Origin of the sequence: Mycobacterium sp. shizuoka-1 (assembly GCF_002723835.1) — a bacterium.
In the GTDB taxonomy this organism is placed as follows: domain Bacteria; phylum Actinomycetota; class Actinomycetes; order Mycobacteriales; family Mycobacteriaceae; genus Mycobacterium.
In genome coordinates this window covers 59,551-80,832 of record NZ_BEWG01000047.1, presented here as the reverse complement: position 1 = coordinate 80,832, position 21,282 = coordinate 59,551, and the positions used below count along the sequence as shown (strand labels likewise).

The window sequence follows — 21,282 nt, the reverse complement described above, 5'->3', positions numbered from 1 at the left end:
TGGGCGTCGTCGTTGTCGTGGTGGTCGTCGTCGTGGTGGTCGTGGTTGTCGTGGTCGTGGTGGTGGGCGGCGTGGTGGTGGTCGTCTCCACCGTGACCACCGTGGTGGACGGCTGCACCTGCTCGGTGACCGTGCTGACCGGCGGGTTGGTCATCGTGACGGTTTCCGTCGGCGCGGGGGGCGGCGGCGACGGGTTGGTCACCACCGAGGTGGCCGCGGTGGCCGGCACCGGCTTCACCGATTGCGTGCTCGGAGTGTCCGGCGTGCTGGTGCCGGTGAGGGTGTAGGCGAAACCCCCGACGGCAACCGCGGCGACGGCGGCCGCTCCGCCGAGAAGCAGGGGAACGCTGCGGGTCAGCCCGGAGCCGCGCCGGGCGGGCGGCTGGTCGCCCAGGATGGACAGGTCGTCGTCCTGGTCGTCGTCGTGATAGCCGCGGTAGTCGTAGTCGCCGTAGGTGTAGGACTGGTCGGTCCCGAATGGTTCGTCGGGAGTGTCGTCGCTGGACCAGGCCAGCGGTGCGGCCATCGTCGCCGATTGCGGGCCGACGTCGGCGATCAGCGGCACGGGTGCCAGTCCGGTCGGTGCGTCGGCGGCGAGTTGGCGTGCCGCCGCCAGGCTCGCGCCAAGCGCCGCATCGAGCTGGGGATGCGCCGAGACGGTGACCGGAAGCTGCAGGATTGCTGAGAGTTGTTGCGCGACAGCAGGTATTGACTCGCCGTCGGCGATCGCGGCGACGGCGCTGACATCGGCGCGGGAAATCCGGGCTTGGGTCAGGGTGGCGTCGACGAGAGCGTCGAGGTCACCGGGCGGCTCCGGCCAGCGCTCGGTTTCGCCCACCTGACGGTAGTCGGCGCCGGCGTCGGCGAGCGTCACCGAGGTCGCGCCCGCAGCCGGCCCGCACACCATGACCACCCCATACCGCGGCAGCCCGGGATCGTTCTGAAGCGAGCGCAGCGCGGCGGTGGCGTCGGACAGCAGGAGCGGCGGCGCGGCGGCGCCGGCCAGCACAGGCAACGTCCACAGCGCGTCGCGCAGCGCGTCGCGGCGCCCGGGACCCCAATGCGCCGGAACGGCGATACCGGCGACTGCCGCGAGACCGGCGCCTTCGGCGTCGGCCAGCGCGGACAGCGCCAGGGCCAGCAACTGCTCGGCACGGTAGGCCGTTCCGTCGGCGCCGACCAGCGGCATGGGGTCGCCGACGCGGTCGATGAAGTCGGTCCACACCTGCTCACCGAGGGTCAACTCGGCGGGGTAGATGACCGGTGCGGCTCCGGCTCGTGCGGCGACCAGGGTGGTCGTGCCCACGCAGATACCCAGCGGTTCGGTCATTCGGCCATGATCACCACGGCTCGCGGCGATGTCACTCAGGCGCGCCGGTTCGGCGCCCGCCTATGACCTAACTGTGACTGTGCTTGGTGCTCATTGTGTTTGCCCGTGCCGATCGAGGTAGGCGCAGATCACGTCGACCAGTGCAGCCAGTTCCCGGTCGCTGCGCGCCGACCCCGCCATCACCAGTTGGGTGATCACCAGACCACGCATGGTGGCCCAGATCAGATCGCCGATCGCCGCGGCGTGCGGGCTGTCCAGGCCTTCGGCGATGTCGGCGCTCAAATCGGTGATTGCACTGTGCAATTCGACGAGATGGCGCGTCCCACGTTTGTCGCGCATGGCCCGGGTGCCGATCAGGATCTCCAGCGAAGCCCGAGACGTCGGGCTGGAGAACGCCTCCCACGCGGCGCGGACCACCAATTCGACCCGCTTGCGGCGGCTTTGCGCGGGCGACGGGGGCGGCAGGCTGCGCAACAGGTCGAGCAACTCGGAGAAACCGCGGTCGACCACCGCCATCAGCAGCGCGTCGCGATCACCGAAGTGGTACTGCACCACACCCCAGGTGACGCCGGCGCGCTCGGCGATGTGTTTGGCGCTGGCGGCCGCGAAACCTTCCTCGATCACACAGCGCACCGTCTCGTCGAGCACCGCCTCGCGGGTGCGGTCGGCGCGCACCTGGCTGCCACCGGGCGGCCTGCGGGGCGCGATCCCGGGACTCACCACATCACGGTATCGGCGTGCGCGGTCGGCAGATCCTTGACCGACAGCAGGCCCGGCGGCGCAGCGCACACCGCGTCGATGGCGTTCACCGCACGTGCCGCGGTCGAGATGACCCCGCCGTCGTTGTGGTCGACGCCGTCGAGGCCCAGGTGGGTGTTGATCTCCACGCCGGGGTTGCCGTGCACCACGACCCGGTGTACACCTAGCCGGCCGTCGGGCGGGTAGGGCCAGTCCGGCGCGGTGACCGGGGTCAGCCGGTTGACGTGCTCCATGGTGATCACCGGGCGGCCGTCTCGGATGCCTTCGACGGCGAAGCGGACGGCGGCGACGTGGCCCGGCGGCACGCTCATCATCGTGCAGTCGATCTGTGTCGGGGTCACCCAGCTCTCGTGCCGCTCGCGCACCTCGTCGAGGCTCACCCCGAGCACCTCGGCCAGCGATCGGACCTGTCCGCCCCACAGCGACGAGAGCACGCCGGGGGCGAACATAATCGGGGTGTGATCCGGGGTGGTGCCGAAACCGAAACTGACGCCGGTGAATTCAGCGTCGTCGTAGCTGCCGTAGTCGCAGATCTCGGAGACGGTGATCGCGGTGGCCCGCCCGGCCAGGGTCAGCGCCGTGTACACCAGGCTGTCACCGGAATAGCCGGGGTCGACACCGTTGATGTACAGCGAGGTGCCGCCCTCGGCGCAGGCCGCCGCCAGCGGTTCCCGGATCCAGGCGTCGGCCTGGTGCGGGGCGACCAGCCACACCATCGATGTGCCGACGACGTTGGTGCCCGCCCGCAGGAACCGGCAGATCTCCTCGATCGCCTGCTGCGGGCGCATCTCGGCCTGGGAGGTGTAGACGACGCAGTCGGCACCGAGTTGCACCAGGGCGTCGATGTCGCTGGTGGCGATGACGCCGGTGGGTTCGGACCGGCCGCTGATGTCGGCGGCGTCGCGGCCGACCTTGTCCGCGCCGTGGGCGTGCAGCCCGACGAGCTGCAGGCCGGGCCGCTCGATGATCATCGGCAGGGCGTGGCGGCCGACGTTGCCGGTGGCGAACTGGATGACGCGCTTCACAGCAGATCCGTGATCGTCTTGAGGCCGGCCTCATACAGCACGCCAGGCAACATGCCGCCGTCGATCTCGATGGTGGTGCCGTTGATGAAATCGGCTGTCCCACCGCATAAGAACACCACCGCGCGGCCGACCTCGGCGGGCTCGCCGGCCCGGCGCATGGGCACCGCGTGGAAATACTTCTCCCCCGTCGGGTCATCCTTGGGCAGTACGAAGGACTTGAAGTTGTCGGTCATCGTCGGGCCGAGCGCCAGACAGTTCACCCGCACCTTCGGACCCCATTCCTCGGCCAGCGAGCGGGTCAGGTGATTGAGCCCGGATTTGGCGGCCCCGTAGGACACCAGCGTCGGCGAGCCGGCGGGATGGCCTGCGCCACTGGAGATGTTGACGATCGAGCCGATGCCGTCCTGGTCGCGCATCTGGCGGTACGTCCGGATCGCGAACCACATCGGGCTGATCAGGTTCATCTGGATCGCGAAGGCGTGGAACAACACCGTGCGCTCGTAGTCGTCGGCGGCCGCCGGTGCACCCTGGATACGGGCGACGAGTTCGGGGATGTTCTCGACGTGCGGGGCCGGCACCGTGCCGCCGGCGTTGTTGACCAGGATGTCGATGCGGCCGTAGTCGGCGACCACCCCGGCGACGAACTCGTCGATGGCCCGGTAATCGCCTTGATCGCAGACCCGCTGCGACGAGCGGGCCAGCCACTGCGGGTTGTCGGCGGCGCCGGGCATGGCGTCCATCGGCCCTCGCGAACAGCCGATGACGGTGGCCCCGGCCCGCAGCAGTTCATGCGCGATTCCAAGTCCCACGCCACGGCTGGTGCCGGTGACGACGGCGACCTTGCCGTCCAACGGTGCTGCACCGTCCACTGTGAGCTACCTCTCCCTGCTCGCGGATTTTCATTAAGCGTTCAATATGATTACATGCTCAATGTTCTTGGGCAATGACTTGACGAAGGGCGGCGGCATGGGTCTTCGCGGAGAGGCCGCGATCGTCGGCTATACCGAACTTCCCTCCACCAAGCGGCCGACCGGACCATTGGAGTTCACCCTCGAGCAGTGGGCCCGGCTGGCGGCGGCGACCCTGGCCGACGCCGGACTCTCGGCCGGCGATGTCGATGGCATCTGCACCACGCATCTGCAGGAATCGCAGATCTTCGTGCCGTCCACGGTGATCGAATACCTGGGCATCAAAGCCAATTTCGCTGAAATGGTCGATCTCGGCGGGGCCAGCGCGGCGGCCATGGTGTGGCGGGCAGCGGCGGCGATCGAGCTGGGTCTGTGCAACGCGGTGCTGTGCGTGATCCCCGCGACGCCGATGACCCCGGTCAGCGCGCAGAAGCCGTTGGACATCACCGAGCTCATGTATTTCGGTGCATCGAGCAACCGGTACGGCTCACCGCAAGCCGAATTCGAGATCCCCTACGGCAATCTGGGCCAGAACGGTCCCTACGGTCAGGTGGCCACGCTCTACGGCGCCACCTACGGCTACGACGAGCGCACGATGGCCAAGATCAGCGTCGATCAGCGGGTCAATGCCAATCACACGCCCGGCGCGATCTTCCACGACACCCCGATCACCGTCGACGACGTGGTGAACAGCCCGCTCATCGCCGCCCCGCTGCACATGCTGGAGATCGTGATGCCGGTGATGGGCGGCGCGGCGGTGCTGGTCGCAAACGCCGACCTGGCCCGCCGCAGCGCCAATCGGCCGGTGTGGGTCAAGGGATTCGGCGAACGGGTGCCCTACAAGACCCCGACCTACGCCCACGAGTTGCTGCAGACACCGATGATCAAGGCCGCCGCATCAGCGTTCACGATGGCCGGATTGACCCCGGCCGACATGGACATGGTGTCGCTCTACGACTGCTACACGATCACCGTGCTGCTCAGCCTCGAAGACGCCGGGTTCTGCCAGAAGGGCAAGGGGCTGCAGTTCGTCGCCGAACATGACCTGACCTTCCGCGGCGACTTCCCGATGAACACCGCCGGCGGGCAGCTGGGCTACGGACAAGCCGGGACCGCGGGCGGCATGCACCACGTCTGCGACGCCACCCGCCAGATCATGGGCCGCTCGGGCGCCACCCAGGTGGCCGACTGCAACCGGGCATTCGTCTCCGGCAACGGCGGCATCCTCAGCGAGCAGACCACCCTCGTCCTGGAAGGCGACTAGTCATGGCCGATCTCGCCAAGCCGATGCCGATCCCCACACCGACCACCCAACCCTTCTGGGATGCGCTGGCCGAGCACAAGATTCGCATCCAATACTCGCCATCGGCGCAGTGCTACGTGTTCTATCCGCGGGTGCTGGCCCCGGGCACCCTGGCTGACGACCTGGAATGGCGAGAGATCTCCGGGGCGGCCTCGCTGTACACCTACACGGTGGCCTACCGGCCGGTGGCGCCACATTTCGCCGGGGACGTACCGCAACTGCTCGCCGTCGTGCAGTGGGACGAAGGGCCGCGATTCTCCACCGAGATCGTCAATGCACAGCCCGACGAACTTGCGGTCGGAATGCGGCTGGCGCCGGTGTTCTTCGACTACCCCGACTCGGGAGTCACCATGCTGCGGTATCAGCCGGCCTGATCAGCCGACTTTCGCGTCGGCGTCGTCATCGGTGCGGGCGGGAAGGAAGTTGTCGAACCGCAGGCAAACCGTGGTGCCCAGGGCGGAGGCGTCGATCGTGACGTCGTCGGCGAGCGCGCGCATCAGCGGGATGCCCCGCCCGCGGGACCGACTCTGCGTGGCGGGCGTGGATTCGCGCCAGCAACCCTGATCGGCGATCGTGACGGTCAGGTTGCCCGCGTCGAGGACGGCTTCGACATCGATGGTGCCGTGACCGCCGTTCTGGAGGTAGGCGAATTCGGCGGTATTGGCGAGCGCTTCGTTGACCGCGAGGACGACATCGCTGAACCGAACCTTGTCCAGATCTCCGCACGCCCGCAGCCAGGTCGCGAATTCATCGCGGACCCTGGCTGCGTTGTGCGCATCAGCGACGACATCATTACGGCTGAAACGGTCACCGCCGGCTGCGGAGCGTGGGTAACTCGGTGTCGTCATGGCAAAGCTCTTATACCCAACTTCCGAGAATTACTCACCCAATGCGGTGCGCGCCTCTTCCAGTGTGGCGTAGAGACCGATGATGTCGGCCAGACCGACCAATTTGAGCGGCCGGCTCGTCGCGGGCCCGCTGGCCACGACGCCGAAGCCGACCTCTGCGGGGGCCTTGTCGCGGGCCGCGACCAGAACGCCCATTCCCGCCGAAGCCAGGAAGTCGACGTCGGTCATGTCGACGATGATGTTGGCCGGATTCTTTGTCAGCGAGGTGGCGATGCTGGTCTCCAGTTGCGGTGACGTCAGCATGTCCACCACGCCGGCTGCCGAGATGACGACTGTGCGCCCGAACCACTCTTCGGTGATCACGCACCCGGTGTTCGCGGCGGTCGTCGTGCCGGTGGCGGCAGTGGCTTGCTCGTCCAAAATTCACCTCACTAGCGCGCGCCAGACGGCGCTCTCGCGAATACCCGTATCTGCGAGGCTGCTGTCTGAACCTGGCAAGAACGTAGTAGCAGTTGCACACCGGTCTTCTTGCGGTGCACGGTCGGTGTCCGAAAAATTACCGGACTGACCGCTCCAGGCTAACCTACTTCGCCTGCGGGTGCGGCAGCGACGGTCAACGCCAGGAACGCGACATCGTCGTCGGGCCGCAGCGTAGCGGCCAGTTCGGCCAGTTCAGCGATCAGCGCGGTGGCGGGCAATCCGGCCCGCTCGGACAGGAACAGGCGCAGCGCCGATTCGCCGAACGTGGTGGTGCCGTCGGGGCGGGCTTCGACGATGCCGTCGGTGTAGAGCAACAGGGTCTGGCCGGGGCCCAGCAACATCTCGCACGCCTCGAAAGTGGCGTCGGCGACGGCGCCGATCAGCATGCCGCCCGACGACCGGACCGGGCGGATGGAGCCGGCCTCGGGGTCGAGTAGCAAGGCCGGCAGGTGTCCCCCGGTGGCCAGGGTGACGTGGAAGCCGGCCTCCTCGGGCTGCAACGTGCCCGACAGCACCGTGCAGAACCGGCGCTCCCCCGGGTCGCTGATGAGGGCCGTGTTGAGTTCGTGCAGTCCGGCGGTGGCGTCGTCATGATGCAGCGCCGCTGCGCGCAGGGTGTGCCGCACCAGCGCGGTGACCGCCGCCGCGGGGGCGCCGTGGCCCTCGACATCGCCCAGGAAGAAGGCCCACCGGTCGGGGGCCACGCCGAACACGTCGTAGAAGTCGCCGCCGACCTGTCCGGAGGCGGCCGGGTGGTAGTGCGCGGCCATCGACAGCCCCGGGATCTGGGGCAGGGCCGACGGCAGCAACGCCCGCTGCAGCACCGTCGCGTACTCCAGCGTGGTGGCTTCGTTGCGTTCGGCGTTCTCCCGCAGTTCCCGCTCGGCGCGCACGGTGGTCAGCGCCGAGAGCCGCAGTTCGAGTTCGGTCATCACGATCGCGGCGAGATCTTCCAGGATGGCTAGCTGGTCGGCGGTGACGTCACCCGGCACGGTGTCGAGGACGCTGACGGTGCCCAGCTGGTGGCCGTCGGCCGTGGTGATCGGCGCCGCAGCATAGAAGCGCACCCCGAATACGGCTGGAGCGCTCCCATTTTGGGACAGATAGGGATCCGCGGCGGTGTCGCGCACCAGGTAGGTGCGGCTGTCGCTGATCGCCAGCGCGCACAGCCCGGCCTCCCGGGGGATTTCATGCGGGCCCTGGGCGCCATGGATCGCCTTGAACCAGACGCGGTCGCGGTCGACGAAACTGATCGCGGCGACGGGCTTGCCCAGCGCGCGGGCGGCCACCCGCGTGATGCGGTTGAACGCGTCGTCGGGCGGGGTGTCGAGGATGGCGTAGCGGTGCAGCGCCTGCAGACGTTCGTTCTCGTCGGTTTCGGCAGTCCGGATGCAAAACTGGGTGCTCACCATGGCTTTCCGCCGTCTGGTTCGTTGATCTTTCAACCCTACGCGGTTCGGGCTTTTCGTGGCCACGCGTCAATTTCGGCAATCCGGGCGCCCCGGGGCGTCCGGTTCCTATACTGGACTCGTGTCTAATAAGCCGTCGCCGGCGCTGCCGCCGGGGCCACCGCTGCCGCCGGTCATCCAAGCCACCCTGATGCTGCGCTACTGGCCGCACTTCGTGTCGGCCTGCCGGCGTCGCTACGGTCGCATCTTCACCCTCGACATCGCCAAGATGGGCACCCTGGTCTATCTGGACGATCCGGCGGACATCAAGCAGGTCTTCGCCGGCGACGCCAAGACTTTCCATGCAGGCGAAGCGAATTCGGTGCTAACCGGACTGCTGGGGCCGGAGTCGGTGTTGGTGATCGACGAAGATGTGCACCGCGACCGCCGGCGGCTGATGCTCGAGCCGTTCCACCGCGACGCGGTGGCCCGCCAGACCGACGTGATGGCCGAGATCGCCGCAGCCAACATCGCCGACTGGCCGGTCGGCACGCCGTTCCCGGTGGCGCCGAAGATGTCGCAGATCACCCTGGAGGTCATCCTGCGACTGGTGATCGGCGCGAGCGATCCCCAGCGGCTGGCGGCGTTGCGCGAGGTGCTGCCGCGGCTGCTGAACCTCTCGGCGTTCCAGCTGCTGGCGATCGGGACGCCCGGCCTGCAGCGGCGGCTGCCGTGGCGCGAGGTGCGCCGGCGCATCGAGGACGCCGACCGCCTGCTGTACGCCGAGATCGCCGAACGCCGTGCCGATCCGGAGCTGGCGACGCGCACCGACGCGCTGGCCATGCTGGTGCGCGCCGCTGACCAGGACGGCCGCACGATGACCGACGCCGAACTGCGCGACCAGCTGATGACACTGCTGGTCGCCGGCCACGACACCACCGCCACCGGGCTGTCGTGGGCGCTGGAACGGCTGACCCGCCATCCCGCGGTGCTGGCCAAAGCGGTGCGAGCCGCGGAAGCGGGCGACGACGAGTACCTGGATGCGGTCGCCAAGGAGACGCTGCGCAACCGGCCGGTGGTGTTCGACGTCGGCCGGTTGCTGACCCGGCCGGTGGAGATCGCCGGCTACCAGCTGCCTGCGGGCGTGATGGTGGTGCCCGGGGTCGGGCTGGTGCACTCCGATGACCGGATCTATCCGGATGCCGATCGCTTCGACCCCGACCGCATGGTGGGCGCGTCGCTGAGCCCCACGACGTGGCTGCCGTTCGGCGGTGGGGCGCGCCGGTGCCTGGGAGCGACGTTCGCGATGGCCGAGATGCGGGTGGTGTTGCGCGAGGTGTTGCGCCGCACCGAGTTGGTGACGACCACGGCCCGCGGCGAACGGCAGCAGGTCAAACACGTGATCTTGACGCCGAGACGGGGTGCTCGGATCACGGTGTCACGGTTGCGGATTCCGCAGCCGACGGCGAACGCGAGCATGACGCACCGCGGGGTGTGAGAGCGTCGTTGGTTTCGAATTGCGCGATTCTGTGAATTAACTGCGTGCTGTTTCCCAAGCGAAAGAGGTTCTCAGTGAAGCGAATCGTGCCTTCCCTCCTGGCAGCATCGGCCGTGGCGGTTGCCCTGAGCGGCTGTTCGGCCTCGGAAGTCGTCAACACCGGCGGCGACACGAAGTGCAAGGACTTCGTCACTCAGGACGAGAAGAAGCAGAACGACGAAGTCAGCAAGATGCTCAAGGACAAGAGCGGCCAGGATCCGACGAATCTGGAGATCACCGCGACGAAGACCTCGGTCACGCTCTATTGCCAGACCATGGGCAAGGAAGACACCAAGATTTCCGAGGCACCGCACGGCTGAGCCGTTCTTCAATCGGTGGCGACACGCGAGGCCGGGGCACACACTGCGCGCTTCGAACGTATGTTCTACTGGATGTGATTGCCAGCCATGTTCAGGAGGAGATCGACGTGACCACGACTGTAGACACCCACGCGCCGTCCACCGAGACGGAATCGCCGGGCGTGTTTCTTCATCCGATTACGGCGCCCGAAGCCGCTTCCGGGTCGCCAGAATCGGCCGAACCCGCGTCGGAACCGAAGGCCCCGGCCAAGAAGACCGGCAGGAAAGCCAAGACGCTTGAGCTCACCCTGACGGTCATCGGCACCGCCGATGGGGAATGGCGCGCGGAACTCAAGCGCGGCACCACGTATGTTGCTCGCGACCTCGCCGTCGCCGCGGCGGCCGTCTCCAGGGCGGCACGGGAGTTGCATGAGGATCTCGCCACTCCGATCGACGAGGTGATCGAGGCGGCACGCTGCGAGCAGGCCGCCAGGGTGGCGGCACTCGAAGCCGAATTGGAACTCGCCCGCAAGGCGCTCGCCGAGCTGGACTGAGTGGCCGAATTCAGGCTCAGTGATGGGTGTGCGTCACCGACCACGCCGGCAGCGGGTCGGGATAGGTCAACCACTCCTGCGGGCCGCCGGCCATTTCGGCGTCGCTGAGCAGGGCTGACGTCAGCAGCGTGTGCACTCGGCTCTTCTCGAGGCGCACGCCGATGAACACGATCTCCTGGCCGGGCTCGATGTCGGTGCTCGACCAGAACTGCGCCGGCTCGATGACGAGGTTGGGCCCGGCTTGCGACCAGATGGCGGCAATGGTGGGCCGGGTGGCGATCCAGCAGAATCCCTTGCTGCGCAACAACCCTCGGACCTGATCGAGCGCTGCAGCCAAACGCTGCGGATGAAACGGGCGGTCGGCGCGGAAGGTGAGACTGCCGATGCCGTATTCCTCGGTCTCGGGGGTGTGGCCGTTGGCGATCTCCTCGTCCCAGCCGGGGGCGTTCGCCGCCAGGTCCGGATCGAACAGCCCGGTGTCCAAGACCGTGTCCAGGGCGACGATGCCGTTGGCGGTGCGCTCGATGCGCGCGGTCGGATTGAGCCGGCGCACAACCGTTTCCACGGTCGCCGTCGTCTTCTCGCTGACCAGGTCGGTCTTGTTGAGCAGGATCACGTCGGCGAACTCCACCTGGTCGACCAGCAGGTCGGCGATGTTGCGCGCATCGCCGTCGGCGGCCGCGAGATCCCGTTCGGCCAGCGCTTCACCGCGGGCGAGTTCCGGCAGGAAGGTCGACACGTCGACCACCGTCACCAGCGTGTCCAACCGGGCCAACGTGTTCAGTGCGAAGCCGTCGTCGAACTCCCAGCCGAAGGTCGCGGCCACCGGCATCGGTTCGGAGATGCCGGTGGATTCGATGACGATCTGGTCGAAGCGCCGCTGCCGGGCCAGATTGCCGACGGCGGCGACCAGATCCTCGCGCAACGTGCAGCAGATGCAGCCGTTGGTGAGTTCGACGAGTTTCTCCTCGGTGCGATCCAGGTGGCCTTGCCCGGCGATGAGCGCGGCGTCGATGTTGACCTCGCTCATGTCGTTGACGATCACCGCCACCCGGCGCCCTTCACGGTTGGCCAGGATGTGGTTGAGCAGGGTGGTCTTGCCGGCGCCGAGGAAGCCGGACAGCACGGTGACGGGGACGAGTTCAGCAGCGGGAGCGGACATGAGCGTTAATGATAATGGTTTTCAATAAGCCAGACAACGCGTCCTAAACTTGCACCATGCCACTTGGGAGTGATTACGCCGGACAGGACTGCGCGCTGGCCCGGGCGCTGGCCATCCTGGGCGAGCGCTGGACCATGCTGATCGTCCGCGACGCGTTCCACGGATTGACCCGCCATGACGAGTTCCGGCGCAGTCTCGGCGTGGCGACCAACGTGCTCAGCGCGCGACTGCAGAAATTGGTCGACCACGGAGTGCTGGAGCACACCGGTCCGCGCGGGGCCTATCACCTGACCCAAAAGGGTCGCGACCTGTTCCCGGCCCTGGTGACGCTGATGGCCTGGGCCGACCGGTACGAGCCCGGTCCAGATGGACCCGAAGTGTCGATCCGGCACGTGGGCTGTGCTCACGACGCCGGCGGGGCACTGCGGTGCGAGCATTGCGGCGAACCCATCGAGCTCGCCGATCTGCGGGTCGTGCCGACTGGCGACCCGGCGGGGCCGACCCCGCCCCAGCTGGCAGCCTGGGCCGGTCGCGCTCGGCCCTAGCTTTGCTTGCACCATGCAAGTAACCTCATGGGTCATGTCGATCAGCCCGCAGCTCGGTCCGCAGCACCGCGTGCGCATCCCTGCAGGCGCCATCGATTACCGCGAGACCGGCGACGGGCCGCCGATCGTGTTCGTCCATGGCGTCGCGGTCAACGGTGACCTGTGGCGGCACGTGGCGCCGCCGCTGGCGGCTCATCATCGCTGCATCACCCCCGATCTGCCGTGGGGATCACATTCGGCCGCCCTGGAACCGGACGTGGATCTGTCGCTGCCCGGGATGGCGCGGATCGTCGCCGATTTCATCGCCGCGCTGGGCTTGGAAGACGTCACGATCGTGGCCAACGACACCGGCGGCGCGGTGGCCCAAGCGTTGGTGGGCGCCTACCCGCAGCGGATCGCTCGGTTGGTGCTGACCTCGTGCGACGCACTCGAGAAGTTTCCGCCGACGCCGCAGAAGTATCTGGAGGTGATGGCGCGATCGCGGCTGCTGACCTGGATCGTGGCGTACACCGCGCAATTCCGGTTCGTCCAGCGGCTGCCGACCGCCTACGGGTATGTGACCTCCGCGCCGCTGCCGGCGGAGATCATGGAGTCCTACACCGGTCCGATCCGCCGCAATCCCGGTGTGCGCCGGGATTTTCAACGGATGCTGCGCGCCGTCGACACGCGGTTCACGTTCGAGGCCGCGGCGGCGTTGCCGGGCTTCGACAAGCCGGCGCTGGTGCTGTGGGGCGAGCGCGACAAGATCTTTCCCCGCGAGCACGGCCGCCGGCTGGCAGAGCTGTTGCCGCAGGCACGTTTTGACCTGATCGCCGGCAGCCGCACGTTCATCCCCGAGGAGCAGCCGCAGCGTCTGGTGTCCGCGATCGAGGACTTTCTGGCCGCACACCCGATCGCAACGGAGTAGTCGGTGGCACGGCCGGCGGTGGGCTCGCTGGAGTGGGAGCGGCTGGGCGGCCCGGCGTTGTCTCTCCCCCAGCGACTTTGGCTGCTGGGCGGCACCGCGGCGGTGTTGCTCGGCGATGCCGGCCCGCGGTTGGGGTGGATGGCCGGACTCGGGCGCGTACCCCGGAAAGTCGATCTCGCACCGTGGGCCCCGCCCGCGACGGCGGCGGTGCAGGCCGCCGAGGAGTATCTGCGCGCGGTGGCCAGCCCGCAGATGGTGGACCACAGCTACCGCACCTACTACTTCACCGCGATCCGCTACGAGCTGGCGCGCCACCCCGCTGCGCTGGATCGCGAAGCACTCTGTGTCGCAGCGCTTCTGCACGACACCGGTCTGTTCGACGCCGAGCGGCGCGGCTGTTTCACGGTGGCCGGCGCGCGGCGGGCCCGGGAGATCACGGCGGCGGCCGGATGGGATGCGGATCGCCGCGACGGTGTGGCGCTGGCGATCACCACCAACCTCAACCCGTTCGTCTCGCTGGAGCGGTACGGGCCGGTGGCGCACTACATGCGCGAGGGCGGACTGGTCGACGTGCTGGCCCAGCAGTGGCGGGTGCATCCGGAGAATCTGCGCGAGGTCCTGGAGCGCTATCCGCGCGACGGGTTTGCCGAGGACACCGCGCGACTGGTTGACCAGGAGGCGCGACGCAACCCGGGATGCCGGTTTGCGTGCTTTGGGCCGATCTTCCCCACCGCGGTGCGGTGGAGCAGATTCACAACGATCTGAGTGGTCCCGGCTGGTATCGAACCAGCGACCTTCCGCGTGTGAGGCGGACGCTCTCCCACTGAGCTACGAGACCCGGGTGGCGGACACACCGTCAAGGTGGCCGAACTCGCCGACGACGAACACTAGCACGACTACCCCGCCAGCCCGGAATGCGCTCGTCGTGGCACCTCGGCGAGGGGATTTGTGTGCCCTCGGTTGCGTCGACTATTGTCGTGCTTCGCACCGGATGACGATCTCATCCGTGGCGTGCGGATGTAGCGCAGTTGGTAGCGCATCACCTTGCCAAGGTGAGGGTCGCGGGTTCGAATCCCGTCATCCGCTCGAAGGTGCAAGAGGCATCAGACCCAACGGTGGAGTGGCCGAGTGGTGAGGCAACGGCCTGCAAAGCCGTGCACACGGGTTCGATTCCCGTCTCCACCTCCAAGATGTACCCCGCGCGATTAGCTCAGCGGGAGAGCGCTTCCCTGACACGGAAGAGGTCACTGGTTCAATCCCAGTATCGCGCACCACGTTTCACGTGCGGCTTCACCCGCAAAATCGGTCCGCGTGACCTACATATGACCTGACTCGATGGCAACCCTCTGGAGAGGCTTCGCCATGACCGCTGAATTTGCTCACGTCCCAGTGCCTTCCTGCGCAACGGCCGACGAGTGGCAATAATCCGACCTTCCACCTTGAGGACGTCTGGCGCGACCTCGAATGGTTACGCCACGGAATGGTTACGCCACGACGCCGGCGTCTGTGTGGTCATAGTCCAGCGCGAGCAGTGCGCCGGCGGCCGCGTCCACTCATATGTAGCGGTCCACGTATGTAGCGGTGCACGCGCCCGGTGCTTGTGAGGAACTCAGCGCCGCCCGCGCCCGCCAACTCGCCGCCGCTTTGTTAGACGCGGCCGATTCTCTCGATTCGCACCACTAGGCGCCCGCGTCCATCGTTACCTCGCTACGGCCGCCGTTGCAGGTGCCTATTAATCTCGTCCGGTGACATCAAACTCAACGGATTGGGTCCCGGTGCTTTTCCTTCCTTCATGAGCTTGAATTGCTCCTGCGCGTTTTCAACGAAGAGCTCCATCTGAAAGGACAAGTCGATCCCGTTAATGACCGAAGGCATCTTGAACGGTACTGATTCACCGGGTTCGACGAACGTTTGGGATTGAGGTCCCCGTCCGGAATTATCGCCTGTGGTGAAGTAATCACTAGCAGGGATGAAAGCCACGTGGCAGTAAGGACTTACGGTTTCATCGGCGACTCGGCGATTTACCGAGGCGAGGAGCTTCATGTGGCTTTGGGGTCGCCGCGGACGAACCGCGAGCGCAGCGGTCAACTTGTCACCGTAGTCGTCGGCCACGCGCTGATGCACCGATCCGTATGCCCACCAGCCTGGCTCGGTCAACTCGGTCATCTCATAAGTAAACTGCCTTGCGACAGTCAAGTCAGCTTTGAAGTTGTGGAAGCCACCGAGAAATCGCTTGTTTCCTTCGATGACGAGAACGATGATGATCAGACTGGCATGATACTTGTAGAGATAGCGTGCTAAGTCACGGTCAAGCCGTGACTTCACGTGCTGCATCGAAACGTTAATGACATCGGTTTCTCCGCGAATAGTCTCTCGCAGCCAGTCACCGATCGGTGTGCCGTCCGCCAGTTCTGCGACTCCGGTGTGGGCGAAGAGAGCTTTTGGACCGTTTTCCGGCGGGTAGTCGACCCTTAAATGCTTCACCCTGGTGTCGTCAAGGCAATTACGGGTATGAACATTTGTGATTCGGTAATCGACCGACAGATAGATTCCCTCGGGCTTGCTCATAGCGAGGATCAAAGTCACAAGCCGAGGGTAGTGACATCCTGCATAAAAGGATCTAGAAGGCAACGAGATGCCACTGCACCTATCGCCTCGCGCTACACCTTCGGCGGCTTATTGCCCGACCACCGCTGCGGCGTGTCTGAGAGGTCTTCGCGACGGTGCCACGTCACGTCGACCTGGCTAAATTCAGCGCCGAAGGGTGCGATCCCGAATTGGCCAGAAGAACTCCGGCCGTCGATGCGGTCGAAGGTGAGCTGTTCGCCCGCGACCCCACGCCCTGAAATCTGTACACCGAACTTGGCAGTGGTGGTGACGTTGACCAGGTTGTAGGTGTCACCGTAGTTGTGCCTGATTTCCCAGGGGACGCCCTCGGCCTGCTCGGCACGCTCCTCGACGAGCCGGTTTTGCTGTTCGAGAGCGTCCGCTGATCGTTGAGCCGCCGCGGCGGCTTGTAGCTGCCATGCAGCCGCCTGCTCAGCCGCCTTGATGGCCCGTTCGGCGTCGTGTTCAGCCCTGGCTTCGTGATGCTGAGCGGCGCTCCTCGAAGTCGCTGCACGCCGAGCCTGCAAAACTGCCACGGCCGCAGAGATGGCTGCCGCGACGAAGCTGGCAAGGCTAATCCAATCGGCAAGTTTCACATCATGAGCCTAGGAGCTGGTGTCGGACAACGAGATGCCTGACGAGGCGCCTGCAGTCGCGGATATGGGCAACCCTAAGGATGACGAGCCCGACGACGCTGCGGGCGATCCTGTCCAGGAGCTCCGCGAGCTGCTCGCACAAATGCCGCTCTTTGACATCGAGTCGAAAGCCACCGCAGCCGAGAACGCTGCAGAGCGTGTCGTACTCGACGATTGGGCAGCCCAAACTGCCGCGGCGGCTCGTAAGGCTGGCCGCCCTGATATCGAGCTGCGCGTTATCGAAATCATGGAATACCTCGACCGGGTCGAGAAGCACGCGGCCGAAGCGGCGCCGCGAAGCCACCAAGCGCGCGGAGGACAGACTCGACGAGGCCGCCGAGCACGACGAGCACCGCGACTAGTCACAGACGCCCTAACGCCGCCCGGATATCGTTTCGGTCATGTGGGGCACACTGTCGATGTCGTCGGGCACTGGCCCTGGTCGACAATCTGAACGTTCACCGCCGCGGCCGCCGCCCTGTGGATCGCACGCGCGGAGACCAAAGAACGTGCCGTGACGCTGGGCCGCCAGGTGGTCGTCGATGTCACCTCGATTGCCTCCACATGGACCATCGAGTCAGGCCGATTTCTCGGGCTGGTGCGCGGCTTCCTGGCCCGGGAAGTGCCGGCCTCTGAAATTAACGACGAGGGCGTCGCGCGCGTATCCAAAGCGGCGGCGGAAACTGATCGGGTGATGAAGTCAGCGCGCCTAGCGTGCAACGACTTTGAGTTGCAAGTCCGCATTGCCGAAATCGAGATGCACCTCGCCGTATTTCTTGAGCTGCTGACGGAACCCAAGGCCAGTGACGTTGCGGGGGAACTCGCCCGGCTCAACCGCACAGTCGAGGTCGGTTCCGCCGCCATCGACGGGTTCAACCAGGCAGCACGAGCTTTCATGCAGCGCGGCCTCGACCGGTATTCGCCTCGGCGCAGCATTCGTTGCAAGCTCGCTGAGCGGCGATGGTACCGCGCCGTTGCGGCCGAAAAGGATACGCAGACGAGGCGGTGACACCGCCAGATGCGGCACCACCAACCGCATGACGACGGCCGCAAGCCCAGCGTTAGGAATGCCCTTAACGGCATGAGCGAGCAGGATGCCGAAGCGGTTGAGCGCTGGCTTGACCAGCTCGACCCTGATGTCCCGTCAATTCGGGCCTACGATGTCGAGCGGCTCATCGCCGCAGCCCGCTAGCTCTAAGACGCTGTCGGCGATGCCGGCGCTCGCGGTCTGCCGTCCCGTGTGATCGACGTGTCCATCGAGGACCTGCAGGACCGGCTCAGTGTAGCGCTGCTCACCGGCGATACCGTCTCCGCGGAAGAGCTGTCAGCCCAGCTCGGCCCGCAGAACGACTGAATCTCAGCCTTTCGGTACGCCGCCGGGAGTCACTGCGCAGGCTATGACCTCCACCCGGTCCAAGTCCGCCAACCGACGCAGCGCCGCGAATTGGTCCTCTTCCACTCTGGTTCCACTTGGCTCAGGATTGCAGCTCAATACCCAGCAGGCGAGCGAGCGCCACCTCGGTGATGATCGGGATTCCGTATTCGCGAGCCTTTTTGGCTTTGCCGCTGGCCGAGTCCGGGTCGGCAGCGACGAGAACGCGCGTCCTGCGGGTGAGCGAGCCGACCTGGATGCCGCGCCGCTCGAGCTCTGCCTCCCATTCCGACCTCGGCCTGCACATCGTGCCCGTGAGACACAGAACGTCTCCGGCCGCGATCACGAACTCGGCGTTAGGTTGGCGAGCTGGCGGCGCGGTTGCCAGCGCCGCGTCAACGTCGTCGAACGTCAGTCCAAGCAGGCGGGCGACCTGAAGCAGATCGGCGCGCTCGCTCACGGTGACCACGCCGTCGGCGAGCGCAACGCTCGCCATCGCTCGCAGGTACCCCCGGTGGATCTCCTCGAGCAGCGGGCGCGAGAGGCCAAGTTCTTCGGCCATCGCCACCAGTGCCAGCTCCTCATGACGAGACAGATAACAATCGAGAAGTGCGGACTCGAGCACCTCTAGGTACGACTCGATCCGAACGTCATCGTGTCGAGGCATACGTGCGACTATGCGATCGAGCCAGCCCGCAGGCTGCCGCGGAGGCGCGGTGCCGCGGACTGCCAGCGGCACCTCCGGGCCGATGACGTCGGGCCACTGAAATTCCTCGACGCCTGCGATCTCCCCTGCCCACGGCGGAGGGACACCGCCGACCTTCAGAAGACACCTGACCAATCCAGCTGCGGCACGACAGTCCCCAAGTGCCGAATGGGCATCCACAAGAGCAACACCCGCAGCATCACAGCAGTCCTGCAGCTTGCGCGATGCACCGGGAATGAGCCGACCAGCCCACTTCATGGTGCAAAATCCAGGCAGAAACGGGCTGTCCAGCGTCACACCGGCACGCCGCAGCTCTTCGCGCAAAAAGCCCAGGTCGAACCCGAGGTTGTGGCTGACCACGATCCGGCCACGAAGATCCCTCACCAACCTCGGAACGATCGCGGCAAAGGTAGGCGCCCCCACCACGTCGAGCGCCGTGATCCGATGAATATCGCTACGGCCAACATCACGACCAGGATCCAGCAAAGTCGCCCACTCACATTCAATGTCGCCGTCCGGTGACAGCAAGACCACGCCGACCTCGACCGCCCTATCGTGTTTACTGGCAGCGAAGCCGGTCGTCTCAAAATCGATCACTGCGAAACCAGCCATCGTGCCCCCCCGGTTAGCAAAGAATGGATCTCCGCAGGGTAGACGGCGCTTCCATGGCTGGAAGGGACTTTCCGACAATCCGTCAAGGGCGCCCACAGACTCGAGGCGGCAGGACTGGACGAAATCGACCACGTGGACAACAACCACGATAATCAGGCCGATCAGATGGGCTAACCCGCCACATTTTGTCCAGTTGCTTCGGGGAGAGAGGACCCCTTACCGGAGCGAGACGGCCGTGCGAGTCCGGGATGAACTTTTGCCACCTTGCCAGGAGTCGGGTCGCATCACGGGTTGGTGTATATGTCGGGGCTGGCTGATACGTGTGTGTCATGCTGTCGCGCGTGGCTGTGATCCCGATGCTCGACCGAGAGGTGTACCTCTATGCGGAGGTCGATCGGATTGTCGGGCTGCGCAGCGGTACCGCGCGACGCTGGATCAACGGATACGAACGCGGCGGCAAGCACTACGAACCGATCCTGCGGGTGATGTCGCGTGACACCGAATGGGCGACGTGGGGCGAGTTCGTCGAGACGCGGATCCTCGCGGAACTCCGCGAGGAGGTCCAGACGCGGCGGCTGCGCCTCGCGATCCAAGCGCTGCGGCACACCTTCCGCGTCGATTATCCGCTCGCGCACCTCCGCCCGTATCTGTCCGCCGCGAACCATGAGCTGATCCTGGGCGGCAGCGATGTCGGGCTGGACGAAGCGAAGATGGTTGTGCGCACTGGCCAGATGCTGCTGGGTGACGGTTGGCCGTTGATCGAGCGGGCGAAGCTCGGAGTTGATGAGCACGGTGAGAGCTTCGTGGCAGAGCTCCCCGCTGATGACGAGTTCCCGGACATCGTGATCAACCCACAGCGGTTCAGCGGGCAGCCAACGATCGCCGGTCGCAGGATCGCCGTTGCGACGATCGCGGGGATGCGGAAGGCCGGTGAGTCCGAGGAGGACCTGGCCGCCGACTACGGGCTGAGCATCGCCCAGGTTCGTGCGGCTGTCGATTACGCGAAGAAGCATCGCGTCGCGGCCTAAGGGGCCTCGAGGTGCATCGGTAGATGGTCGCGCTCAACGAGATCGTCTACGTGGTGGATGAGAACCTGCTGCGGCTGGGCAAGGGCATGGTCGCGGTCAGGCGGGACGCGGGCCGATTCACTGAGGCTCCGCTCGATGAATTGCTGCCCGAAGGTATCGACGATGTCGACTGGATTCCGATCGTGGGCGACAACGGCTGGGTGGTGATCACGAACGACCGTCGTATTCGAACTCGCCCCGCTGAGTCTCAGCTGGCTATCGAACACCGGCTCAAGGTTGTTCATCTTCACGGTGCGGTTGGGACCGCGCTGGCGTGGGATCAGCTGATCCGGGTGACGGGGCGTTGGAACGCAGTCGAAAGGCAAGTTGCCTCGAATCCCTCTGGGCCCTGGTGGCTTTCGCTACGCACCGTTGGAACACGAGTGATGCGATATGAGCCAGGCAAGGTCGAGCGATAGCCACTCCCGTCACCAAATCTCCGATGGATCCCCGAGGTTGACGTGAGGGTCATCGGTGCCGCGTCGCTTAATGCAGTCGAGATGGGCAGGCTGGAAGTTGGCGCGGTCGTCCGCGAGTTCGGGATGGTCGACGACGGTCTTGGCGTGGCCGCGGCTCAAGCTGTCCGGGTGCGGGTAGCCCACGAGGTAGTCGATTGGACGGTTGCAGAGCCAGCAGGGCGCCTTCGTTGCCACGCACTCGGCGCGGAACTCGAGCTTGAGTTTTCTGTAGCGCCGGGAGTCCGAGCGGCCGGCGTCTATCGCCGTCAGCGCGCGCCTGTTCTCACTTCTGCTGGGCGACACAAAGGACCAGGGTTCGGATTTCGGATCGCACCCCTTGGCAGTGGTTGGATTTCAAATCCGACCAACTACCAAGGGAGTGCAGGGAGTGGACGCCCATGTCTCAGCCCTGCCTCTTGGCGTGGATGACGCAGCCATGCACGCGGGCGAACTGGGCCAGTCCTGCGGGCGCGTTGCGCCAGTCGTCGGGCAGGCCGTCCACTTCAAAGCGGCGGCCGCCGATCTCCACTTCGTCGCGGTCTCCGAACAGGCTCGGGTCGGACACAGGGATCGCCACCCTGGTGAGGGTCCTTGCTCCACCGCGTTCAGGTGCGGATTGGTGCCGCCCACGGCGAGAGGCGTTCAAGTGTCTTGTTGCCCCCGGGCTACCGAGCCACTCCTAGTAGTGGAGGCGGCGGCAGAGCTGGCGCGTGTGGATTCGCTTGGGGCCGGCGGGCACTCTGCAGCTACGTCAAGGGTCAGATAGTTGCGATAGTGCGA

25 protein-coding genes and 4 tRNA genes are annotated in these 21,282 nt (G+C 66.1%); 15 read left to right on the top strand and 14 right to left on the bottom strand.

The window, feature by feature from the left end; translation table 11 throughout:
• From MSZK_RS32060 to MSZK_RS15190, 4 genes are all read right to left on the bottom strand, one after another.
• The coding region (locus tag MSZK_RS32060; protein WP_199203345.1) for a hypothetical protein at positions 1-1,330 on the bottom strand (1,330 nt) is incomplete at its 3' end.
• A gap of 90 nt (positions 1,331-1,420) precedes the next feature.
• Entirely contained in the window at positions 1,421-2,050 is a 630-nt protein-coding gene (locus tag MSZK_RS15200) for a TetR/AcrR family transcriptional regulator (RefSeq protein ID WP_099249188.1), read from the bottom strand.
• Positions 2,047-3,114: a dihydrodipicolinate reductase gene (locus MSZK_RS15195; protein WP_099249135.1), complete on the bottom strand. Its 1,068-nt coding sequence runs from the start codon at positions 3,112-3,114 to the stop codon at positions 2,047-2,049. The genes MSZK_RS15200 and MSZK_RS15195 overlap by 4 nt, the downstream gene beginning before the upstream one ends.
• Complete coding sequence (locus tag MSZK_RS15190; protein ID WP_099249133.1) at positions 3,111-3,983, bottom strand: SDR family NAD(P)-dependent oxidoreductase; 873 nt, start codon at positions 3,981-3,983, stop codon at positions 3,111-3,113. The genes MSZK_RS15195 and MSZK_RS15190 overlap by 4 nt, the downstream gene beginning before the upstream one ends.
• Before the next feature lie 97 nt (positions 3,984-4,080).
• On the opposite strand from MSZK_RS15190, the gene MSZK_RS15185 reads away from it, so the two are divergent.
• Both MSZK_RS15185 and MSZK_RS15180 read left to right on the top strand, forming a co-directional pair.
• The gene (locus MSZK_RS15185) at positions 4,081-5,286 is read left to right on the top strand and encodes a thiolase family protein (RefSeq protein ID WP_099249186.1); all 1,206 of its coding nucleotides are present in this window, start codon (positions 4,081-4,083) and stop codon (positions 5,284-5,286) included.
• A gap of 2 nt (positions 5,287-5,288) precedes the next feature.
• A complete protein-coding gene (locus MSZK_RS15180; protein ID WP_099249131.1) occupies positions 5,289-5,699 on the top strand; it encodes a Zn-ribbon domain-containing OB-fold protein in 411 nt (136 codons plus the stop codon).
• Here the strand turns inward: MSZK_RS15180 and MSZK_RS15175 are convergent, their stop codons facing one another.
• The 3 genes from MSZK_RS15175 to MSZK_RS15165 form a co-directional block, all read right to left on the bottom strand.
• The gene (locus MSZK_RS15175; protein ID WP_099249129.1) at positions 5,700-6,173 is read right to left on the bottom strand and encodes an ATP-binding protein; all 474 of its coding nucleotides are present in this window, start codon (positions 6,171-6,173) and stop codon (positions 5,700-5,702) included. It abuts the gene before it with no gap.
• 30 nt (positions 6,174-6,203) lie between these two features.
• Complete coding sequence (locus tag MSZK_RS15170) at positions 6,204-6,593, bottom strand: STAS domain-containing protein (protein WP_099249127.1); 390 nt, start codon at positions 6,591-6,593, stop codon at positions 6,204-6,206.
• Positions 6,594-6,751: 158 nt separating this feature from the next.
• Positions 6,752-8,062 carry a PP2C family protein-serine/threonine phosphatase gene (locus MSZK_RS15165; RefSeq protein ID WP_233211325.1) on the bottom strand — a complete coding sequence of 437 codons (1,311 nt, stop codon included), beginning with the start codon at positions 8,060-8,062 and terminating at the stop codon, positions 6,752-6,754.
• 121 nt (positions 8,063-8,183) lie between these two features.
• Here MSZK_RS15165 and MSZK_RS15160 point away from each other — a divergent pair, with 121 nt between their 5' ends.
• From MSZK_RS15160 to MSZK_RS15150, 3 genes are all read left to right on the top strand, one after another.
• On the top strand, positions 8,184-9,539 hold the full coding sequence (locus tag MSZK_RS15160; RefSeq protein ID WP_099249123.1) for a cytochrome P450: 1,356 nt from the start codon (positions 8,184-8,186) through the stop codon (positions 9,537-9,539).
• Between the two features lie 74 nt (positions 9,540-9,613).
• Complete coding sequence (locus MSZK_RS15155; RefSeq protein WP_371411340.1) at positions 9,614-9,898, top strand: hypothetical protein; 285 nt, start codon at positions 9,614-9,616, stop codon at positions 9,896-9,898.
• Positions 9,899-10,074: 176 nt separating this feature from the next.
• Positions 10,075-10,431 carry a DUF6319 family protein gene (locus MSZK_RS15150; protein WP_233211330.1) on the top strand — a complete coding sequence of 119 codons (357 nt, stop codon included), beginning with the start codon at positions 10,075-10,077 and terminating at the stop codon, positions 10,429-10,431.
• 16 nt (positions 10,432-10,447) lie between these two features.
• Here the strand turns inward: MSZK_RS15150 and MSZK_RS15145 are convergent, their stop codons facing one another.
• Positions 10,448-11,593 carry a GTP-binding protein gene (locus tag MSZK_RS15145; protein ID WP_099249121.1) on the bottom strand — a complete coding sequence of 382 codons (1,146 nt, stop codon included), beginning with the start codon at positions 11,591-11,593 and terminating at the stop codon, positions 10,448-10,450.
• A gap of 56 nt (positions 11,594-11,649) precedes the next feature.
• Here MSZK_RS15145 and MSZK_RS15140 point away from each other — a divergent pair, with 56 nt between their 5' ends.
• Genes MSZK_RS15140 through MSZK_RS15130 form a run of 3 tightly spaced genes read left to right on the top strand, consistent with a single transcriptional unit; the run spans position 11,650 to position 13,810 of the window.
• On the top strand, positions 11,650-12,138 hold the full coding sequence (locus tag MSZK_RS15140) for a helix-turn-helix domain-containing protein (protein WP_099249119.1): 489 nt from the start codon (positions 11,650-11,652) through the stop codon (positions 12,136-12,138).
• A 34-nt stretch (positions 12,139-12,172) separates the two neighbouring features.
• Positions 12,173-13,045 (top strand): alpha/beta fold hydrolase, encoded by an 873-nt coding sequence (locus MSZK_RS15135; protein ID WP_099249116.1) that lies wholly within the window; start codon positions 12,173-12,175, stop codon positions 13,043-13,045.
• A 3-nt stretch (positions 13,046-13,048) separates the two neighbouring features.
• A complete protein-coding gene (locus MSZK_RS15130) occupies positions 13,049-13,810 on the top strand; it encodes a hypothetical protein (RefSeq protein ID WP_142389934.1) in 762 nt (253 codons plus the stop codon).
• Position 13,811: 1 nt separating this feature from the next.
• Here MSZK_RS15130 and MSZK_RS15125 read toward each other — a convergent pair.
• Positions 13,812-13,883 (bottom strand) — tRNA-Val (locus MSZK_RS15125).
• 175 nt (positions 13,884-14,058) lie between these two features.
• Here MSZK_RS15125 and MSZK_RS15120 point away from each other — a divergent pair.
• The 3 genes from MSZK_RS15120 (at position 14,059) to MSZK_RS15110 (ending at position 14,319) form a co-directional block, all read left to right on the top strand.
• Positions 14,059-14,131: transfer RNA gene (locus tag MSZK_RS15120), tRNA-Gly, on the top strand.
• Between the two features lie 28 nt (positions 14,132-14,159).
• A tRNA-Cys gene (locus tag MSZK_RS15115) sits at positions 14,160-14,233 on the top strand.
• 11 nt (positions 14,234-14,244) lie between these two features.
• Positions 14,245-14,319 (top strand) — tRNA-Val (locus tag MSZK_RS15110).
• Positions 14,320-14,752: 433 nt separating this feature from the next.
• Here MSZK_RS15110 and MSZK_RS15105 read toward each other — a convergent pair.
• Positions 14,753-15,613, bottom strand: a complete 861-nt coding sequence (locus MSZK_RS15105; RefSeq protein ID WP_142389933.1) for a hypothetical protein — start codon at positions 15,611-15,613, stop codon at positions 14,753-14,755.
• 92 nt (positions 15,614-15,705) lie between these two features.
• Positions 15,706-16,248 (bottom strand): hypothetical protein, encoded by a 543-nt coding sequence (locus MSZK_RS15100; protein WP_099249110.1) that lies wholly within the window; start codon positions 16,246-16,248, stop codon positions 15,706-15,708.
• 19 nt (positions 16,249-16,267) lie between these two features.
• Here MSZK_RS15100 and MSZK_RS32055 point away from each other — a divergent pair, with 19 nt between their 5' ends.
• Together MSZK_RS32055 and MSZK_RS15090 are read left to right on the top strand one after the other, a co-directional pair.
• The gene (locus MSZK_RS32055; protein WP_142389932.1) at positions 16,268-16,741 is read left to right on the top strand and encodes a hypothetical protein; all 474 of its coding nucleotides are present in this window, start codon (positions 16,268-16,270) and stop codon (positions 16,739-16,741) included.
• 60 nt (positions 16,742-16,801) lie between these two features.
• A complete protein-coding gene (locus MSZK_RS15090; RefSeq protein WP_099249106.1) occupies positions 16,802-17,296 on the top strand; it encodes a hypothetical protein in 495 nt (164 codons plus the stop codon).
• A gap of 466 nt (positions 17,297-17,762) precedes the next feature.
• Here MSZK_RS15090 and MSZK_RS15085 read toward each other — a convergent pair whose 3' ends face one another.
• Positions 17,763-18,977 (bottom strand): exonuclease domain-containing protein, encoded by a 1,215-nt coding sequence (locus tag MSZK_RS15085; protein ID WP_099249104.1) that lies wholly within the window; start codon positions 18,975-18,977, stop codon positions 17,763-17,765.
• 329 nt (positions 18,978-19,306) lie between these two features.
• Between MSZK_RS15085 and MSZK_RS15080 the strand changes: the two genes are divergently transcribed.
• The gene (locus MSZK_RS15080; protein ID WP_099249102.1) at positions 19,307-20,005 is read left to right on the top strand and encodes a DUF433 domain-containing protein; all 699 of its coding nucleotides are present in this window, start codon (positions 19,307-19,309) and stop codon (positions 20,003-20,005) included.
• A gap of 23 nt (positions 20,006-20,028) precedes the next feature.
• The gene (locus tag MSZK_RS15075) at positions 20,029-20,463 is read left to right on the top strand and encodes a hypothetical protein (protein WP_099249100.1); all 435 of its coding nucleotides are present in this window, start codon (positions 20,029-20,031) and stop codon (positions 20,461-20,463) included.
• Between the two features lie 9 nt (positions 20,464-20,472).
• Here the strand turns inward: MSZK_RS15075 and MSZK_RS32050 are convergent, their stop codons facing one another.
• Both MSZK_RS32050 and MSZK_RS32380 read right to left on the bottom strand, forming a co-directional pair.
• Positions 20,473-20,805, bottom strand: coding sequence for a hypothetical protein (locus MSZK_RS32050; protein WP_142389931.1), 333 nt, complete (start codon positions 20,803-20,805; stop codon positions 20,473-20,475).
• Between the two features lie 100 nt (positions 20,806-20,905).
• Complete coding sequence (locus MSZK_RS32380; protein ID WP_158230587.1) at positions 20,906-21,079, bottom strand: hypothetical protein; 174 nt, start codon at positions 21,077-21,079, stop codon at positions 20,906-20,908.
• Between the last annotated feature and the right edge of the window lie 203 nt (positions 21,080-21,282).

Bases quoted from the DNA above. Each gene is read 5' to 3' on its own strand.
- MSZK_RS15085 (WP_099249104.1), bottom strand. From the start codon at position 18,977: ATGGCTGGTTTCGCAGTGATCGATTTTGAGACGACCGGCTTCGCTGCC.
- MSZK_RS15175 (WP_099249129.1), bottom strand. From the start codon at position 6,173: ATGACGACACCGAGTTACCCACGCTCCGCAGCCGGCGGTGACCGTTTC.
- MSZK_RS15080 (WP_099249102.1), top strand. From the start codon at position 19,307: ATGCTGTCGCGCGTGGCTGTGATCCCGATGCTCGACCGAGAGGTGTAC.
- MSZK_RS15105 (WP_142389933.1), bottom strand. From the start codon at position 15,613: ATGAGCAAGCCCGAGGGAATCTATCTGTCGGTCGATTACCGAATCACA.
- MSZK_RS15140 (WP_099249119.1), top strand. From the start codon at position 11,650: ATGCCACTTGGGAGTGATTACGCCGGACAGGACTGCGCGCTGGCCCGG.
- MSZK_RS15135 (WP_099249116.1), top strand. From the start codon at position 12,173: ATGTCGATCAGCCCGCAGCTCGGTCCGCAGCACCGCGTGCGCATCCCT.
- MSZK_RS15180 (WP_099249131.1), top strand. From the start codon at position 5,289: ATGGCCGATCTCGCCAAGCCGATGCCGATCCCCACACCGACCACCCAA.
- MSZK_RS15075 (WP_099249100.1), top strand. From the start codon at position 20,029: ATGGTCGCGCTCAACGAGATCGTCTACGTGGTGGATGAGAACCTGCTG.
- MSZK_RS15185 (WP_099249186.1), top strand. From the start codon at position 4,081: ATGGGTCTTCGCGGAGAGGCCGCGATCGTCGGCTATACCGAACTTCCC.
- MSZK_RS15145 (WP_099249121.1), bottom strand. From the start codon at position 11,593: ATGTCCGCTCCCGCTGCTGAACTCGTCCCCGTCACCGTGCTGTCCGGC.